We start from the raw sequence: 17,979 nt of genomic DNA, 5'->3' as shown, positions 1-17,979 counted from the left end.
TCGCCTCGTGAGGGGGTGTTTAGGCGGTTCGCCGGGGGGCTGCAAGAGGAAAAATGCACCCCCCGTAACGATTTCTCAGACGTCGTCCTCGCCGCCGGCAACATCGGCAAGATCGTCCAGCGAGACGGTCTCGTCGTCGTCGTCTTCCAGCAGCTCTTCGTCCAGATCCGCGTCATCGGAATCGGATTCGATCAGATCATCCGCATCCAGATCGTCGTCCATGATGGCCGACGATTTCGCCTCCTGCGCGATGATGGCGCCGGCGGCCTTGCGGCGGACGATCTCGATATCGACGATCTCGCCAGTATAGGGGCTGACGATCGGGGTGCGGTTGAGGTCGTAGAAGCGTTTCCCGGTGGTCGGGCAAATGCGCTTCGTGCCCCATTCTGCCTTGGGCATGGTCTTTCCCTTGCAAGAGATGGATGGGCTAGAGTCGCGATCCCTTGTCACAACCCCCGCCGCCTGTCAAATCCCTAGATGGTGAAATTCAGGGAAGACCCATGGCACGCATTCCCGGCCCACCCGGCGGGCCGCCCCAGATCGACATCGCGCTGCGCCGATCGGCGCAGGCGCGGCGAATCTCGCTTCGGGTTTCGGGGCTGGATGGCCAGGTCACGCTGACGCTGCCGCCCCGGGTGCGCGAATCGGAAGGTCTGGCCTTTGCCCGCTCGCGCGCCGAATGGATCGCGGCGGCGCTTGCCAGGGTTCCGCAGGCCGCGCGTGTGGCCCCCGGCGCCCTGCTGCCGGTCGAGGGAATCGCGCGTCCGATCGTGCAAGGCCCTGCGCGCGGGGCCGTGCGCCTGTCCGCCGATGGGCTCATCGTGCCAGGCGATCCGGCGCAGACCGGGGTGCGCGTCGCGACCTTCCTGCGCGTTCTGGCGCGCAGCCGCATCGAATCGTCGGTTGCGCGCCATACGGCCACGCTGGGGCGGCGCCATAGCGGGATCACCTTGCGCGATACCCGGTCGCGCTGGGGGTCCTGCACGGCGGCAGGCGGGCTGATGTTCAGCTGGCGCCTGATCATGGCCCCGCCCGAAGTGCTGGACTATGTCGCGGCCCATGAGGTCGCGCATCTGGCCGAGATGAACCATTCGCCGCGCTACTGGGCGGTGGTCTCGGGGCTGCTGCCGGGCTACGAGGCACCGCGGCGCTGGCTCAAGACCCATGGATCGGCGCTGCACGGCTGGCGCTTTCAGGATTGACCGCCCCCGCGCCGGTCCGACAATGGCATCATGGTGATCCGAGCCCGCCCATCCGATTCCGCCCTCTCTGCGCATGACCGCCTGTATCGCGTCTTGCGCAGCCAGGTGATGCACGGCGAAATCGCGCCCGGTCAGGCGCTGACCCTGCGCGGACTGGCCGAACAGCACGGCATTTCCGTCACCCCGGTGCGCGAGGCGCTGCAACGGCTGGTGGCTGAAGGGGCGCTGACGCTGTCCTCTTCGGGCCGGGTCTCGACGCCGGAACTGACCCCCGAGCGAATCGAGGAGCTGGCCGCGATTCGCGCGCTGATCGAACCCGAGATGGCCGCCCGCGCCCTGCCCCGCGCCCATTTCGCGCTGATCGACCGGCTGGCCGCGATCAACACCCTCAATGCCGAGGCGGTGGCCCGGCAGGATGCGGTCGCCTATATCCGCACCAACCTGGAATTCCACCGCACACTTTATCTGCGCGCCCAGGCCCCGGCGATGCTGGCGATCTGCGAGACGGTCTGGCTGCAACTGGGGCCGACGATGCGCGCGCTTTACGCCAGACTGCGCCGCAACGAGCCGCCGCAGCACCATCGCCACATCCTTGCCGCCCTGCGCGCGGGCGATGAACCTGGGCTCCGGCTGGCGGTGCGCACGGATGTGACGCAAGGATTGCGGCATCTGGCAGCGTGAGGCCGCCCGCGCCAGACGCCTTTCCGCTTCAGGCGCGCATTTCGCCTTGATCCAAATATCCCCGCCGGAGGCTTCCGCAGCCGGGGCCAGGGACATGACAGAGGTTAGCAAGCCTCGGGTGCCGCCGGGCCTGTGACAGCATCGGGCCCCAACTTCCGGCCGCTCTCTGGTGGAAAGGTCAGAGCCTCCGGCGGGGATATTTGGATCAAGGCGAAACATGAGGGCGCCGCGCGCTTGCCCATCCGGCGCGCGTCAGCCGTCGAACAGATCGCTCTGCCCTGGTCCGCGCGGCGCAGCAAGGCCCAGGTGGCGCCAGGCCTTGGCTGCCAGCATCCGGCCGCGCGGGGTGCGCTGGATCAGGCCCTGTTGCAGCAGATAGGGCTCGATCACCTCTTCGATCGCATCGCGCGATTCGGAAAGGGCAGCCGCGATGGTTTCCACCCCGACCGGACCGCCGCCATAATTTTCGGCCAGCAGCAGCAGATAGCGCCGGTCGGCGCCATCAAGCCCCAGATCATCCACCCCCAGCCGGGTCAGCGCGCGATCGGCAATCGCTTGGGTCAGTCGCCCGTCGCCTTCGACCAGCGCAAAATCGACCACCCGGCGCAGCAGCCGGCCGGCGATGCGCGGGGTGCCGCGGGCGCGGCGGGCGATTTCCCAGGTGCCCTCGGGGTCCGAGGGCACACCCAGAAGGCGCGCGCCGCGGGTGACGATCAGGTCCAGCTCGTCGATGGTGTAGAATTGCAGCCGGGTCGGAATGCCGAAGCGGTCGCGCAGCGGCGTCGTCAGCAGGCCCAGCCGCGTCGTCGCCCCGACCAGCGTGAAGGGTTGCAGATCGATCCGCACCGTCCGCGCCGCCGGCCCTTCACCGATGACCAGATCCAGCGCGAAATCCTCCATCGCAGGATAGAGCACTTCCTCGACGACGGGTGACAGGCGGTGGATTTCGTCGATGAACAGCACATCGCGAGGTTCAAGGTTGGTCAGGATCGCGGCCAGATCGCCCGCCTTGGCCAGAACCGGCCCCGAGGTCATGCGAAACCCCACGCCCAGTTCGCGCGCCATGATCTGCGCCAGCGTGGTCTTGCCCAGACCGGGGGGGCCGTGAAACAGCGTGTGGTCCATCGCCTCGCCCCGCATCCGGGCCGATTCGATGAACACCCGCAGGTTTGCCCGCGCCTCTTGCTGACCGATGAAATCCTCCAGCCGCTCGGGCCGCAGGGCGCGGTCCTGGTCTTCGGGCTGGCGGTCTGGGCGAAGGGTAGGGTCGGGCTGCGTCATGGCCGGAACAATCGCGGAACGCCGGGGGTTTTACAAGGGCTGTCAGACGGGGGCTGTCAGACGGAACCGGCCGCCGTGACGCGCTGCGAGCTGTCGGCCGGCGTGTGCGTCCAGGGGCGCCGCTGGCAGACGCGCCGCGGTTGGTCGGCGCAGGACGCCGCAGCCCTTGCCGCGTCAGTGGACGGGCAGGACAATCTCGAACCGGCTGCCCTTGCCCTTTTCGCTTTCGACCTTCAGCCGCCCGCGATGGCGGTTGACGATGTGCTTGACGATGGCCAGCCCCAGCCCCGTGCCGCCCTTCTCGCGCGAGCGGTGGCTGTCGACGCGGTAGAACCGTTCGGTCAGGCGCGGCAGGTGCATCGGGTCGATCCCCTCGCCCTGGTCGATCACTGCAACCGACACGCCCGGCCCGCGCAATTGCGGATGCTGGGACACAGCGCGCAGCTCGACCCGGACCTTGCCGCCGCTTGCGCCATATTTCACCGCGTTTTCAACCAGGTTGTGCAGCACCTGGGTAATCTGGTCGCCGTCCCCCGGCACCGTGGGCAGCCCTGGCGCCACGTCGAGTTCCAGCGCGACGCCCGCGCCCTCGGCCACGCCGCGCAGCGTGGCAAGCACCGAGGACGCCAGCCCCGCCAGATCGATCTGCGCGGTCGGGCGCACCCGTTCCTCGGCCTCGACCCGGCTGAGCGACAGCAGGTCGGCGACCAGCCGGTTCATGCGCAGCGCCTCGCGCTCCATGATGCCCAGGAACCGCTCGCGCGCGGCAGGATCGTCCTTGGCCGCGCCGCGCAGGGTTTCGATGAAGCCCAGAAGGGCGGTCAGCGGGGTGCGCAGCTCGTGGCTGACATTGGCCACGAAATCGCGGCGCATGTCGGCGGCCTGTTCCAGTTCCGAAATGTCCTCGAAGGCCAGCGTGACGCCCAGCCCCGTCACCCGCGACACCGTTCCGCGATAGATCGTATCGCGCCCCGGACCAGTGGCGCGCCAGCGCACCGCGCCGCCCTCGCCCCCGGCCAGAACCCGTTCAAGCGCCGCCACAGGTTCGGGCTGGCGGATGACGATCAGGTAATGCGTGCCGATACATTCGCCCAGCACCGCCCGCGCCGGCGCGTTCAGCATCAGGATGCGGGCATCCGGCCCGATCGCGACCATCGGCATCGGCACCGCCGCCAGCAGGTCGGACATCGTGCGGTCGTCGATCGGGCTGTCCATGTCGTCCCCCAGTTCACGCGGCATTCGGGCCCGTGTCCGGCCCCAGGCTTGTCAGCTCCGCTGTATTGCAACCCGATGGTAACAGGCCCATGACGGGCCTGTCTGTCCGGGTTCAGACCGCCGCGGCGGCCGCGATGCCGCGGGTGAAGTCGGCCTTGAGCATCTCGACATCCTCGATCCCGACCGACACGCGGAAGAACCCTTCCGAGATGCCGATGGCCGTGCGGGCTTCGGGGCTCAGCGCCCGGTGCGACGAGGACGGCGGATGCGACAGCGTGGTCGCCACATCGCCCAGCGTGGGCGCAAAGGGCACCTCGGGCATGGCGGCGGTCAGCGCATTGGCGGCAGCCCGCCCGCCGATCAGTTCAAAGGACAGCATGTTGCCCGTGCGCTCGCCCAGCAAGGCGCTGGCGCGGTTGTGGTCAGGGTGGTCGGCCCGGCCCGGATAGATCACCCGCGCAACCCCCGGCAGACCGGCAATGTGATCGGCCAGCGCCCGCGCGTTGCGTTCCGCCGCATCATAGCGCAGGGCAAAGGTAAAGAGGCCCCGTTCCGCCAGCCAGCAATCGAACGGGCTGGGCGTCAGGCCCATGGTCACCGCCAGGGTGCGGATCGCCGCCATCCGCGCCGGATCGCGGGCCAGCACATAGCCCAGCGTCACATCGGAATGGCCCGCCAGCAGCTTGGTCACAGACTGGATGACGATATCGGCCCCCAGATCCAGCGCCCGCACCGCGCGGGGGGTGGAAAAGGTTGAATCGACCAGCAGCAGGATGCCGCGGTCCTTCGCCAGCGCGGCAATGCCCGCCACATCCGCCACCCGCAGCGTCGGGTTCGACACCGTTTCGATCAGGATGGCGCGGGTATTGGGGCGCAGGCCCCGCGCAAAGGCCGCCGCATCGGTCGGATCGGCCAGCGAGGTCTCGATCCCCATCGCGGGCAGCGTCTCGGCCATCAGCCGCAAGGACCGGCCATACAGCTGATCGCCCCCCAGCACATGATCGCCGGCCTTCAGACAGCCCAGCAGCGCCGCCGTGACGGCCGCCATGCCCGATCCGGTCACCAGACCGCCCTGCCCGCCTTCCAGCGCATCCAGCCGCCGGGCCAGCGCCTCGGCGTTCGGGTGGGCTTCGCGGGCATAGGTGAAGCCGGTGCCGGGATTTTCATAGATATTGTCCAGCTGGTCCGGGGTATCGGCCGCCCAGACGACCGTCGGGTGAATGGGCGAGGCCACGGGGCGCGAGCGGCCCTCGGGGAATGGCTGGCGGCGGATCAGGTTGGGATCGGTCATGCGTGGATCTTTCATGGCGTCATGTGGGAAAGGATGTCCTGCGCCGCAGCAGCAGGCGACAGCGCACCGGCGGAGACGCGCCGGCCCGCGCTTTCCATCCGGGCGCGCAGGGCGGGATCTTCGGTCAGTCGGGCCAGCAGGGCCTGGCGCACCTCGTCCTCGAACCAGCGGCGGGCCTGTTCGGCGCGGCGGCGGGCCCAGTGACCTTGCGCGCGGCGCCAGTCGGCCAGGGCGGTCATCTCTTCCCAGGCCTTGGCGATGCCGCCACCTTCGACGGCGGAAACCGTCAGAACCTTGGGAAAGCCCTCGGGGTCTTGCGGGCGCTTGCGCAGCAGGCGCAGGGCGCCCGCGTAATCGGCGGCGGTGCGGGTGGCGACGGGTTTCAGATCGCCATCGGCCTTGTTGACCAGGATGATGTCGGCCATCTCCATGATGCCGCGCTTGACGCCTTGAAGTTCGTCCCCGCCGGCCGGGGCCAGCAGCAGGATGAACAGGTCGGTCATTTCGGCCACCATGGTTTCGGATTGCCCGACGCCCACGGTTTCCACCAGCACCACATCGAACCCTGCCGCCTCGCACAGCGCGACCGATTCGCGGCTGCGGCGGGCAACGCCGCCCAGATGCGCCTGGCTGGGCGAGGGGCGGATATAGGCGTTCGGATCGCGGCTGAGGTATTCCATCCGCGTCTTGTCGCCCAGGATCGAGCCGCCCGACCGCGCGGAACTCGGATCGACCGCCAGCACCGCGACCCGCAGGCCAAGGCCGGTCAGATGCAGCCCGAACGCCTCGATGAAGGTGGATTTCCCCACCCCCGGCGTGCCCGATAACCCGATCCGCAGCGCCTGACGGCCAAGGCCCGCCAGCCGGTCCAGCAAGGCGGCGGCCTGCGCGCGGTGATCTGCGCGCGAACTTTCCACCAGCGTGATCGCGCGGGCCAGGGCCCGCCGGTCGCCTGCGGCAAGCCGCTCTGCCAGCACATCAAGCTCCATCACGCCACCTTTCCCTTCTGGCAAACCCTTGCCGATGGCGGGCGCGTGACGCAGATGTCATGTGCCCCCTGCCATTTCCGGGGGTATCTGTGCCCAAGCGACGCGCCATGTCCAGAGGTGCGCCCCAAACCGGAGTGCCCATGCGCCCTGCCCTGACCCTTGCCGCCCCGCTGGCCGTGCTGCTGCTGGCGGCCGCCCAACCCGCGCCTGCCCAGGAAAAGCGGCAAGATGCGCTGTTCACGCTGGAAATCCGCGGCATTGCGGTGGGCGAGCTGGTCTTTGCCGGGGTCGAGACCGACAGCGCCTATGCCGTCTCGGGGACGGTGCGCACCACGGGCCTGGCCGGGATGCTGCGCAAGCTGCACTACGATGCCAAGGTGCAGGGCACGCGGTCCTCGGGCCGGCTGTCGCCTGCCCGCTATGAACAATCGGGCGGCATCGGGTCGAAATATTCCGAAGAGGTCGTGGTCTGGTCCGGCGGCCTGCCCCGGATCGAACGGCAGGACCCGCCCAAGCCCGCCCGCGACACCGATGCCGACCCGGGCAAGCAACGCGGCACCATCGACACGCTGACTGCGATCTATGCCACGCTGCGCGATGTGCCCCCCGGGCAGGAATGCCAGTCCGACCTGACGCTGTATGACGGGCGCTATCGCATGCAGGTGCGCACCCTGACGCCGCGGCCAGCCGGGGACGGCGTGATCTGCGATGGCGAATATATCCGCGTGGCAGGCTTCAGCCCCAAGGAAATGGCCGAGCGCACGAATTTCCCGTTCCAGCTGCAGTACAGCCCGGCGTCCAACGGCACCATGCGGGTGGTCAAGGTGACGATGGACAGCCTTTATGGCAGCGCGCGCCTGGTGCGGCGCTAGGCGCAGAACCTTCCCGGCGCTGCGATTTACACATTCAAGACTTGTAATATGTGATCCCCACCCTCTATATGATGGCGCGACAGGACGGAGTTTGACCGATGCGCCGCTATTTCCCGATCCTCGACTGGGGCCGAACCTACAGCCGAGACACGCTGATCAGCGATCTGCTGGCCGCCCTGATCGTGACGATCATGCTGATCCCGCAATCGCTGGCCTATGCGCTGCTCGCCGGCCTGCCGCCCGAGGTGGGGCTGTATGCCTCGATCGCGCCCCTGGTGGTCTATGCGGTGTTCGGCACCTCGCGCGCGCTGGCGGTGGGGCCGGTGGCTGTGGTCTCGCTGATGACGGCGGCCTCGGTCGGGCAGCTGGCCCAGCAAGGCACCCCGGAATATCTGGGTGCGGCGATTGCCATGGCCTTCCTGTCAGGCCTGATGCTGCTGGGCATGGGGTTGCTGCGGCTGGGGTTCATCGCGAATTTCCTGTCGCATCCGGTGATTTCGGGGTTCATCACCGCCTCGGGCCTGCTGATCGCCGCCGGACAGGTGCCGCATCTGCTGGGCATCAAGGCCAGCGGACACAATCTGGTGGATACGCTGATGGCCATTGGCGGCGCGCTGGGCAAGGTCAATCCGGTGACGATGGCGATTGCCTTGCCGGCGCTGGCCTTCCTGTTCTGGTCGCGCAGCCGGCTCAAGCCCTTCCTGAAATCGCGCGGCATGGCGGAGTTGCCGGCCAATATCATCGCCCGCGCGGCCCCCGTTGTCGCGGTGGCGGCCACCACGCTGGCCACCTGGGGCCTTGGCCTGGGCGGGCAAGGCGTCGCGATTGTGGGCGATGTGCCGCGCGGCCTGCCCATGCCGACGCTGCCGCCCTTTGATCTGGCGATGTGGTCGCAGATCGCCGTGCCGGCGCTGCTGATTTCCATCGTGGGCTATGTGGAAACCGTCTCGGTTGCCTCGACGCTGGCGGCCAAACGGCGCCAGCGCATCGACCCCGATCAGGAACTGGTGGCGCTGGGCGCCTCGAACATCGGCGCGGCCATTTCGGGCGGCTTTCCGGTCACGGGGGGCTTTGCCCGGTCGGTGGTGAACTTTGACGCCGGGGCCGAAACGCCGGCCGCCGGGGCCTTTACCGCCGTCGGCATGGCGGCGGCCACCATGTTCCTCACGCCCCTTCTGTTCTTCCTGCCCAAGGCGACGCTGGCCGCGACCATCATCGTCGCCGTGCTCAGCCTTGTGGATTTTGGCGCCTTGCGCCGGACCTGGTCCTATGACCGCGCCGATTTTGCCGCAATGGCGGCGACGATCCTTGTCACTCTGGGCGTCGGGGTCGAGGCCGGGATCACCGCAGGCGTCATCCTGTCGCTGATGCTGCATCTGTACCGCACCTCGCGCCCGCATGTCGCCATCGTCGGCCAGGTGCCGGGAACCGAGCATTTCCGCAATGTCGAGCGGCACGATGTCGTCACCGCCCCGGACGTTCTGTCGATCCGGGTGGATGAAAGCCTCTATTTCCCCAATGCCCGCTTCCTGGAAGACACGATCTATGGCGCCGTCTCGGCCAATCCGGCGCTGCGCCATGTGGTGCTGATGTTCCCGGCGGTCAACGCCGTCGATGCCTCGGCGCTCGAGACGCTGGAATCGATCGTCTCGCGGCTCAAGGATGCCGGCATCCGGCTGCACCTCTCCGAGGTGAAGGGCCCGGTGATGGACCGGCTGCAACGCTCGCACTTCCTCGACGATCTGACCGGACAGGTGTTCCTGACCCATTGCGATGCGATGCGCACGCTGGCGCCCGACCTGACGGCCAGCACCCTTGCCGCCGACCGGCGCGAGACACAGCGCAAGCCAGGCGCCCCCAAGGGGCTGGACGCCGCCGCGGGCCTGTGAAACGCTGCCCCCCGGACACGTGCGGGGGGCAGGATGAGCGGGCTGATCGATCTGGGCGCAACAGAACTTCTGGCCGCCATGGCAAGCGGGTACACCTCGGCCGCCGAGGTGATGGCCGCCGTCCTTGACCGGATCGCGGCGGTGAACGGGCCTGTGAATGCGATCATCGCCTTGCAGGACCGCGATGCGCTGATGGCCGCGGCGCGCGCCGCCGATGCAGAGCCGATGGACCAGCGCGGCCCGCTGCATGGCCTGCCGATGGCGGTCAAAGATCTGGCCGGGGTCAAGGGGATCCGCTCCACCTGGGGCTCGCCGATCCTGGCGGACAACGTGCCGGACAAGGACGACATGCTGCCCCGCCGCCTGCGCGCGGCGGGCGCAATCCTGATCGGCAAGACCAACACGCCTGAATTCGGCCTTGGCTCGCATTCCTACAACCCGGTCCATGGCGTGACCGCCACCCCCTATGACCTGACGCGCACGGCGGGCGGATCGTCCGGCGGGGCGGCGGCGGCGCTGGCGGCGCGAATGCTGCCATTGGCCGACGGGTCGGACATGATGGGGTCGCTGCGCAACCCGGCCGGGTTTTGCAACGTCTATGGCTTTCGCCCGACCTGGGGCCGGGTGCCGGTCGATCCGGTGGGCGACACCTTCCTGCACCAGCTGGCAACCGATGGCCCGATGGCGCGAAATATTTTCGACCTCGCCTTGCTGCTTCAGGTGCTGGCAGTGCCCGACCCGCGCCTGCCCCATGGCCGGCCGGTGGAACCCTTTGCCCAGGGCCTCGACACCGACATCAAGGGGCTGCGCATCGGCTGGCTGGGCGACTGGGGCGGCGCCTATCCTGTCGAGCCGGGGATTCTCGATCTATGCCAGACCGCACTGGCAACCTTTGCCGATCTGGGCTGCACGGTCGACCCGCTGCCCGCGCCCTATCCGGCCGCGAAACTATGGGACGCCTGGACCACCCTGCGCAGCTGGGCGGTTGCGGCAAAGCTCGCACCGCTTCACGCCAATCCGAAAACCCGCGCCCAGCTCAAGCCCGAGGCGATCTGGGAGATCGAGCGCGGCCTTGCCCTGTCCGCGATGGAAGTGCACCGCGCCTCGGTCATCCGCTCGGACTGGAACGCCGTCGCGGCCGGGCTCTTCGATCGGTTCGACGTGCTGGCCCTGCCGGTCGCGCAGGTCTGGCCGTTCCCCAAGGGCTGGGACTGGCCCAAGGACATCGCTGGCACCGCGATGGATACCTATCACCGCTGGATGGAGGTCGTGGTCCCCGCAAGCCTGCTGGGTCTGCCCGCCCTTGCCGCCCCGGCAGGCTTTGGCACCAACGGGCTGCCGATGGGCTTCCAGCTCATCGGCCCGCGCGGCGCCGACCGGCGCGTCCTGCAGATCGGCCAGGCCTTTCACCGCGCGACCGACTGGCCAGCCCGCCGCCCCCCACCGATGTGACCGCGCGACGATAAACCCTCGGGGCCCGAGACCGCCGCCACTTGCTGTCGGGCCCGGTGTTTCATCTGTCCGAAAATATCCTCGGGGTGAATTGGCCGGCACGGCCAAGAGGGGCAGACAGCCCCTCTGCCCCCTCTCCGTCCAACGCCCAGACCAGCCGGAAGGCCCCCTTGCGCCGCTTTCAGTCCAGCACACACGCCAGACGGAACGCAGCCTGCGCCAGATCGCCCAGCACCGCCTCGGCATCGACCATGCGCTCGAACCCTTCGGTAAACATGCTCAGCACCGCCGTCCCTTTGGCCGTGCGCAGGAAACCGGCGTCGTTCACCACGCCTTCGACCGTTCCGGTCTTGGACCCCCAATCCGCCCCCTTGGGCAGAAACCGGGCCAGGCGGCGTTCGTTCTGCTGGCCGCGCAGCAGGTCCATCATCTCGGCGCAGGCCGGGGCGGAGGCCGCGGTGCCGTTCACGATGGCCCCGATCAGCCGATCATAATCGGCGGGAACGGCGATGTTCTCGGCCTCGCCCGCGATGGCCCGGCGACCACGCATCTTGCGCCCCAGCACCGAGCCGGACATCCCCAGCGCCTGCATGGTCGCGTTGATGCGGTCCATGCCGGCCATGTCGATCAGGATATTGGTCGCCGTATTGTCGCTGATCGACATCATCAGATACAGCACATCGCGCAGCTGCAGCGTGTATCCCGGCGCCAGATGGTTCATGATGCCGCTGCCTGGCGCCATCATGTCAGCCGTCACCGTGACCGGCTGATCCAGCCGCAAGACCCCGGCATCCGCCGCGCGGAACACCTCGGCCATGATGGCAATCTTGACCACGCTGGCGGAAATGAACCGCTCGTCCGCGCGGTGGGCGAACAGCATCTTGCCATCCAGCGACAGCGCAAGCCCGATGCGCGCGCCCCCGGCTTCGCCCTTGCGCAGCAGATCGGCCAGCGCGGTTTCGGTCTGGGTCATGGCAGCACCTCCTGTGAACGGGCCGAGCCTAGGCCGCCAGGACAGGGGCCGCAAGCCGCCTTACAGGATCACCGGGGTCCGGTCGCCCGCCGCGAACCGGCGCAGAACGGCCGGATACAGCTGATGTTCCTTGACCAGCACGCGGGCCGCCAGCGTCTCGGCAGTATCGCCCGCCAGCACCGGCACCCGCGCCTGTCCAAGGATCGGGCCATCGTCCAGCACCGCCGTCACCTCGTGGACCGTGCAACCGGCCTCGGTGTCGCCTGCCTCCAGCGCGCGCTGATGGGTGTGCAGGCCGGGGTATTTCGGCAACAGCGAGGGGTGGATGTTCAAAAGCCGCCCCTCGAAGCGCTGCACGAACTCGGGTGTCAGCACCCGCATGAAGCCGGCAAGGCACAAGATGTCAGGCTGCGCCGCCTCGATATGCTGCAAGAGCGCGGCCTCGAATCCCGGCCGGTCGCCCTTGAAATCGCGGTGGCTGACGGCGGCAACCGGAATGCCCATGGCGCGGGCCTTGTCCAGCCCGCTGGCGGCCGGGTCGTTCGAGGCCACCAGAACCGCCCGCGCCGGGTGATCGCCGGTCATGCTCTCGACCAGGCGGACCATGTTGGATCCGCCGCCCGAGATCAGGATGGCGACCCGTTTCACAGCAGCTTGCCGGAATAGATCACCCCTTCGCCCGGCACGATGGTGCCAAGGCGCGCGACCGTCTCGCCCATCCCGGACAACAGGGCAGCCAGATCGTCGGCCCGATCAGCGGCCACGACAAGGATCATGCCGATGCCGCAGTTGAAGGTTTTCAGCAACTCGGGTTCCGACATGTTCGCGGTCTGCGCCAGCCAGCGAAACACCGGGGGCAGATCCCAGGCCGAAAGGTCGATGGCGCAGGCCAGCCCTTCGGGCAGCACGCGGGGCGGGTTTTCCGTCAGCCCGCCGCCGGTGATATGCGCCAGCCCATGCACCCCGCCTGCCCGGATCGCCGCCAGCGCCTGCTTGACATAAAGCCGCGTCGGCGCCAGCAGAGCCTCGCCCAGCATGCCGTCCGAGAATGGCGAAGGCGCATCCCAGCCAAGGCCCGACAGTTCCACCACCTTGCGCACGAAGCTGTAGCCGTTGGAATGCACCCCGTTCGAGCCAAGGCCCAGCAGCACATCGCCCGCGGCCACCCCTGCGGGCAGTTCGGTGCCGCGTTCCATGGCGCCAACGGCGAACCCGGCCAGGTCGAAATCGCCCTTGTGATACATGCCCGGCATCTCGGCGGTCTCGCCGCCGATCAGCGCGCAGCCACTGGCCTCGCAGCCCGCGGCGATCCCCTCGACGATGCGGGCCGCCTGATCGACATCCAGCTTGCCGGTGGCAAAATAGTCCAGGAAGAACAGCGGCTCCGCCCCTTGGCAGACCAGATCGTTGACGCACATTGCCACCAGATCAATGCCGATCGTGTCGACATTGCCGGTGTCGATCGCAATGCGCAGCTTGGTGCCCACGCCATCGGTTGCCGCGACCAGAACGGGATCGGTGTAGCCCGCACCCTTGAGGTCGAACAGCGCCCCGAAACCGCCCAGGCCCCCCATCACGCCCGGACGCGCCGTGCGCTTGGCGGCCGGCTTGATGCGGTCGACCAGTGCATTGCCGGCGTCGATGTCGACACCCGCATCGGCATAGGTCAGGCCGTTGTGTCCGGTGCTGCTGGTGCTGGTCATGGCGCTCTCCATCACGGGTTGCTGCGCGCCATAGCCCATCATGCGCGCTGGCGCAACGCGAGGGTGCGGCCCAAGCGGTGTTTTGCGCCCGGACTCTGGCCCCCGGCAGACGCGCACCCGCCCCCGTGGCAAGGCGCGCATCGCCCTTTGCCGCACCCGCCGCGCCCGGCGGCACACATGCGCGCAGCACCGGCCCTTGCGCCAGCGGGTTCCGGGGGTTACTTTGGTCTCAACCAGATATCGGAGGGCGGAAATGACGCCCCAGCGTCCCCAGGGTGCGGACGCGTTCCCGCTTGAGCGGGCGGCACCAGCGGGTGCTGCCCGGCCGGTCGAATCGTCCGGCACCCACAAGACCGCCGACCCGGCGCCGCTCTATGCGGCGCTGGATCTCGGCACCAACAGTTGCAGGATGCTGATCGCCCGTCCGCGCGGCGGTCAGTTTCATGTTGTCGACAGCTTCTCCAAGACGGTGCAGCTGGGGGTCGGGCTGGAAAGCTCGGGCCGGCTCTCGCGCGCCTCGATGGGGCGCACGGTGCAGGCGCTGCGCATCTGCCAGAAGAAGCTGGAGGTGCATGGCGTCGACCGGATGCGCCTTGTCGCGACCGAGGCCTGCCGGCGTGCCAGCAACTCGCGCGATTTCATGCGCGCGATCCGGCGCGAGACCGGTCTTTCGCTGGAAATCATCCCCCCCGAGGAAGAGGCGCGGCTGGCCGTCGTCTCTTGTGCGCCGCTGGTGCAGACGCGCACGGAACAGCTGCTGGTCGTCGATATCGGCGGCGGATCGACGGAACTTGTCTGGCTGGATCTGACCGGCGTTCCTGCCCATGACCGGCCCAAGGCGCTGATGCGCTTTCATGCCGGCTTCAAGACCCATGGCGAAGGGCCGCAGGCGCGGGTGGTCGACTGGATCTCGGTCCCGCTTGGGGTTGCGACGCTGCGCGAGCAGTTCAGCGATGTCGAAAGCGATTCCGCCCGCTTTGCCCTGATGAGCTGGTATTTCGAGGAACAGCTGGCGAATTTCTCGCCCTATAATTCCGACAACCCGCGCGAAGGGTTCCAGATCATCGGCACCTCGGGCACCATCACCACGGTCGCAGCCAGCTTTCTGGGCCTGCGCCGCTATGACCGCACCAAGGTTGACGGGCTGACCATGACCTCGGCGCAGATCGACACGGTGATTCAGGATTATCTCTCGCTTGGCCCCGAGGGCCGGCGCAGCGATCCGCGCATCGGGCGCGACCGGCATACGCTGATCATGTCGGGCGCCGCGATCCTTCAGGCTCTCATGCGCTGCTGGCCGACCGACCGCCTGTCGGTCGCCGACCGCGGCCTGCGCGAGGGGCTGCTTTACGCACAGATGAGCGCCGATGGCGTTCTTGGAGACGGGCCGTACAAATGAGCGAAAAAAACACTTCCGGCCGGGGCCAGCGCGATCTGCGCGTCCGCGTCAAGACCGCCAAGGGGCGCAAGCTGTCCTCCACCCTCTGGCTGGAGCGGCAGTTGAACGACCCCTATGTCCAGCGGGCGAAGAAAGAGGGCTTTCGCGGCCGCGCCGCCTTCAAGATCATGGAACTGGACGACCGCTACGGCTTTCTCAAACCCGGCGCCCGCGTCGTCGATCTGGGTTGCGCGCCGGGCGGCTGGTGTCAGGTGGCGGTGCCGCGCATCAACGCGCTGGGGGAACGCAAGGGCAAGCCGGTGGGCCGCATCATCGGCGTCGACCTGCAAGAGGTGGAACCGATCTCGGGGGTGGAACTGCACCAGCTGGATTTCCTCGCCGACGATGCCGAGGATCTGGTCAAGGGCTGGCTGGGCGGCAAGGCCGATGTGGTGATGTCCGACATGGCTGCCGCGGCCTCGGGCAACCGTCAGGTCGATCACCTGCGCATCATCGCGCTGTGCGAGGCGGCGGCGGAATTCGCCTTTGACGTGCTGGAAGAGGGCGGCACCTTCGTCGCCAAGGTTCTGGCCGGCGGGGCGGAAAACGAATTGCAGGCAACCTTGAAGCGCAACTTCACCAAGGTGGCGAACGTCAAGCCACCCGCCTCGCGGTCGGATTCGTCCGAGAAATTCGTGATCGCCCAGGGCTTTCGTGGCCGCTGGCAGGACCGCGAGGCCCGCGAACAGGACTGACGGGGGGATCCGTGCGGTCCTTCCGAAGGGGGCGGAGGGCCGGTTGTTCATCGCGGGCACATCGCCCGCCCCAAGCCAAGACGCGCCATGCCCCGCGATCTGCCACCCCCTGCCCTTGCCGCCCTGCTGGATGGCTTTTCCATCGAAGTGACCCCGCGCAGCGCCGCCACCGTGGCCGATTTCCGCGCCCTGCTGCCTCAGGGCACGCGGGTCTGTATTGCCCATATTGACGGCACGCCCATCGCGGACATGCTGGCCACCGCCAGCCGCCTGCGGCGCGACGGGTTCGAGCCGATGCCGCATTTCCCCGCCCGCTCGATCCCCGACCGCACGACGCTGGCCGACTGGCTGGCGCGCTACCGCGATCAGGCCGGCGTGCGGCAGGCGCTGGTGCTGGGCGGCGGCATCGCCCGGCCGCGCGGCGATTTCCATGCCGCGATGCAACTGCTGGAAACCGGCCTGTTCGACGGCTTCACCGATCTGCATGTGGCCGGCCACCCTGAAGGCAGCCGCGATCTTGACCCCGACGGATCGGACCGCGCGGCCATGGCCGCGCTGCGCCTGAAACAGGACTTCGCCAATCGCAGCGATGCGCGGATGGCCATCGTCACCCAGTTCTGCTTTGACGCCGCGCCGGTGCTGGACTGGGCCGCCCGCATCGCGGCAGCCGGGATCGACCTGCCGATCCGCCTGGGCGCCGCGGGGCCTGGCCGGCTGGGCACGCTGATGCGCTATGCGCTGGCCTGCGGAATCGGGCCAAGCCTTCAGGTGCTCAAGCGCCGCCCCTATGACCTGCGCCGCCTTGTGCAGCGCCACGAACCGACCGCGATGCTGCACACCATCGCCAGCCAGCCGCGCCACGGGATCGCCGGGGTTCACCTTTTCCCGCTTGGCGGCATTGCCGCGACCTGCGCCTGGGCGGCCCGCCACCGCGCCTGAGCGTCTGCCGTTTCACCTTCCCCAAATACCCTCGGGGGGCGATGCCGGTGCAACCGGCATCGGTGGGGGGCAGACAGCCCCCCTGCGACGCCGCCACCCCGATCACGGGCTTTTCATTTGTCCCGCACCCGTCTAAGTCTTGACAACCAGCCGCCGGGCCAAGCGGGATATCCCCGCGCCACGAGGACAGATGCAGACCATCACCACGACCGAAGCCCTTGCCGAGTTCTGCGAATTGGCCAAGGCGCAACCCTATGTCACCATAGACACCGAATTCCTGCGCGAGCGGACCTATTGGGCCAAGCTCTGCCTGATCCAGCTGGCGCTGCCCGGCAAGGATGGGCTGGCGGTTCTGGTCGACCCGATCGTCGGGACCGACATGTCGCTGGAGCCGCTTTATGACCTGATGCGCCACGAGGCGACGGTCAAGGTGTTCCACGCCGCGCGGCAGGATCTGGAAATCTTCTTCGTCGAAGGCGGCGTCTTTCCGACCCCCCTGTTTGACACCCAGGTCGCCGCCATGGTCTGCGGCTTTGGCGAGCAGGCCGGCTATGAGACGCTGGTGAAAAAGATCACCCGCGCCGATCTGGACAAGACCAGCCGCTTCACCGACTGGTCCCGCCGCCCGCTGACCAAGGCGCAAAGCGAATATGCGCTGGCCGATGTCACCCATCTGCGGCAGATCTACGAAAGCCTCTCGGCGCAGCTGAAAAAGACCGGCCGCACCCATTGGGTCGAAGAAGAACTGGCAACGCTGACCGATCCCGCGACCTATACCGTCACGCCGGAAGATGCCTGGATGCGGGTCAAGACGCGCACGACCTCAGGCCGTTTTCTGGCCGTGGTCAAGGAACTTGCCCGCTTTCGCGAGGCCTATGCCCAAAGCCGCAACATCCCGCGCTCGCGCATCTTCAAGGACGATGCGCTGCTGGAACTGGCCTCGACCCGCCCCACGACGATCGAGGAGCTGAACCGCGCCCGCCTTCTGCTGCGCGAGGCGCGCAAGGGCGAGATTGCCGATGGCATCCTGGCCGCCGTCAAGGCCGGCACCGAGATGCGCCCCGAGGACATGCCCCGCCCCGACACCAGCCGCGATCAGTTGCAGGTGAACCCGGCGCTGGCCGATCTGCTGCGCGTGCTGCTCAAGGCGAAATCCGAGGACTCGGGCGTTGCCGCCAAGCTGATCGCGCCGACCTCGGATCTGGATGCCATCGCGGCGGGGGAACGTGACGTTCCGGCCCTGCGCGGCTGGCGGGCCGAGGTGTTCGGCCAGGACGCGCTGCGCCTGTGCCGGGGGGAAATCGCGCTGTCTGCCGTTGGCCAGACGGTGCGCGTGATCCGCCTTTAGGCGGATCGCGC

At 68.2% G+C, this 17,979-nt stretch carries 17 protein-coding genes; 9 read left to right on the top strand and 8 right to left on the bottom strand.

Annotated features, from left to right (window positions below; translation table 11 throughout):
• Positions 1-75 precede the first annotated feature (75 nt).
• Positions 76-399, bottom strand: coding sequence for a TIGR02300 family protein (locus tag G481_RS0102070; protein WP_028028527.1), 324 nt, complete (start codon positions 397-399; stop codon positions 76-78).
• Positions 400-509: 110 nt separating this feature from the next.
• Here G481_RS0102070 and G481_RS0102065 point away from each other — a divergent pair, with 110 nt between their 5' ends.
• Positions 510-1,202, top strand: a complete 693-nt coding sequence (locus G481_RS0102065) for a M48 family metallopeptidase (RefSeq protein ID WP_028028526.1) — start codon at positions 510-512, stop codon at positions 1,200-1,202.
• 30 nt (positions 1,203-1,232) lie between these two features.
• Complete coding sequence (locus G481_RS0102060; RefSeq protein ID WP_028028525.1) at positions 1,233-1,883, top strand: GntR family transcriptional regulator; 651 nt, start codon at positions 1,233-1,235, stop codon at positions 1,881-1,883.
• A gap of 252 nt (positions 1,884-2,135) precedes the next feature.
• On the opposite strand, the gene ruvB is transcribed toward G481_RS0102060, so the two are convergent.
• The 4 genes from ruvB to meaB all read right to left on the bottom strand — a co-directional run bounded on the left by ruvB (position 2,136) and on the right by meaB (position 6,659).
• Positions 2,136-3,164 (bottom strand): Holliday junction branch migration DNA helicase RuvB, encoded by a 1,029-nt coding sequence (gene ruvB, locus G481_RS0102055; protein ID WP_028028524.1) that lies wholly within the window; start codon positions 3,162-3,164, stop codon positions 2,136-2,138.
• A 174-nt stretch (positions 3,165-3,338) separates the two neighbouring features.
• The gene (locus tag G481_RS0102050; RefSeq protein WP_425402448.1) at positions 3,339-4,403 is read right to left on the bottom strand and encodes a sensor histidine kinase; all 1,065 of its coding nucleotides are present in this window, start codon (positions 4,401-4,403) and stop codon (positions 3,339-3,341) included.
• Positions 4,404-4,491: 88 nt separating this feature from the next.
• Positions 4,492-5,670, bottom strand: coding sequence for a trans-sulfuration enzyme family protein (locus G481_RS0102045; protein ID WP_154664499.1), 1,179 nt, complete (start codon positions 5,668-5,670; stop codon positions 4,492-4,494).
• Between the two features lie 11 nt (positions 5,671-5,681).
• Positions 5,682-6,659, bottom strand: coding sequence for a methylmalonyl Co-A mutase-associated GTPase MeaB (meaB, locus tag G481_RS0102040; protein ID WP_028028521.1), 978 nt, complete (start codon positions 6,657-6,659; stop codon positions 5,682-5,684).
• A 140-nt stretch (positions 6,660-6,799) separates the two neighbouring features.
• Here meaB and G481_RS0102035 point away from each other — a divergent pair, with 140 nt between their 5' ends.
• The 3 genes from G481_RS0102035 to G481_RS0102025 all read left to right on the top strand — a co-directional run bounded on the left by G481_RS0102035 (position 6,800) and on the right by G481_RS0102025 (position 10,872).
• Positions 6,800-7,531, top strand: coding sequence for a DUF3108 domain-containing protein (locus G481_RS0102035; protein ID WP_028028520.1), 732 nt, complete (start codon positions 6,800-6,802; stop codon positions 7,529-7,531).
• Positions 7,532-7,629: 98 nt separating this feature from the next.
• Positions 7,630-9,420 (top strand): SulP family inorganic anion transporter, encoded by a 1,791-nt coding sequence (locus tag G481_RS22605; protein WP_084450581.1) that lies wholly within the window; start codon positions 7,630-7,632, stop codon positions 9,418-9,420.
• Positions 9,421-9,453: 33 nt separating this feature from the next.
• Positions 9,454-10,872 (top strand): amidase, encoded by a 1,419-nt coding sequence (locus tag G481_RS0102025; protein WP_035024788.1) that lies wholly within the window; start codon positions 9,454-9,456, stop codon positions 10,870-10,872.
• 181 nt (positions 10,873-11,053) lie between these two features.
• Here the strand turns inward: G481_RS0102025 and G481_RS22600 are convergent, their stop codons facing one another.
• The 3 genes from G481_RS22600 to purM are packed head-to-tail and all read right to left on the bottom strand — an operon-like array spanning position 11,054 to position 13,548.
• Entirely contained in the window at positions 11,054-11,845 is a 792-nt protein-coding gene (locus tag G481_RS22600) for a serine hydrolase (RefSeq protein ID WP_051294240.1), read from the bottom strand.
• Positions 11,846-11,905: 60 nt separating this feature from the next.
• Positions 11,906-12,493, bottom strand: coding sequence for a phosphoribosylglycinamide formyltransferase (purN, locus tag G481_RS0102015; RefSeq protein ID WP_028028518.1), 588 nt, complete (start codon positions 12,491-12,493; stop codon positions 11,906-11,908).
• Positions 12,490-13,548: a phosphoribosylformylglycinamidine cyclo-ligase gene (purM, locus tag G481_RS0102010; RefSeq protein ID WP_035024916.1), complete on the bottom strand. Its 1,059-nt coding sequence runs from the start codon at positions 13,546-13,548 to the stop codon at positions 12,490-12,492. The genes purN and purM overlap by 4 nt, the downstream gene beginning before the upstream one ends.
• Before the next feature lie 253 nt (positions 13,549-13,801).
• Between purM and G481_RS0102005 the strand changes: the two genes are divergently transcribed.
• From G481_RS0102005 to rnd, 4 genes are all read left to right on the top strand, one after another.
• Positions 13,802-14,947, top strand: coding sequence for a Ppx/GppA phosphatase family protein (locus G481_RS0102005; protein ID WP_028028516.1), 1,146 nt, complete (start codon positions 13,802-13,804; stop codon positions 14,945-14,947).
• The gene (locus tag G481_RS0102000; protein ID WP_028028515.1) at positions 14,944-15,681 is read left to right on the top strand and encodes an RlmE family RNA methyltransferase; all 738 of its coding nucleotides are present in this window, start codon (positions 14,944-14,946) and stop codon (positions 15,679-15,681) included. The genes G481_RS0102005 and G481_RS0102000 overlap by 4 nt, the downstream gene beginning before the upstream one ends.
• Before the next feature lie 87 nt (positions 15,682-15,768).
• Positions 15,769-16,620 carry a methylenetetrahydrofolate reductase gene (locus tag G481_RS22595; RefSeq protein ID WP_035024787.1) on the top strand — a complete coding sequence of 284 codons (852 nt, stop codon included), beginning with the start codon at positions 15,769-15,771 and terminating at the stop codon, positions 16,618-16,620.
• Between the two features lie 190 nt (positions 16,621-16,810).
• Complete coding sequence (gene rnd, locus G481_RS0101990; protein WP_028028514.1) at positions 16,811-17,968, top strand: ribonuclease D; 1,158 nt, start codon at positions 16,811-16,813, stop codon at positions 17,966-17,968.
• Positions 17,969-17,979 lie beyond the last annotated feature (11 nt).

This window comes from Gemmobacter nectariphilus DSM 15620, from assembly GCF_000429765.1.
In the GTDB taxonomy this organism is placed as follows: Bacteria; Pseudomonadota; Alphaproteobacteria; order Rhodobacterales; family Rhodobacteraceae; genus Wagnerdoeblera; species Wagnerdoeblera nectariphila.
This window is presented reverse-complemented; position numbering and strand designations above follow the sequence as displayed.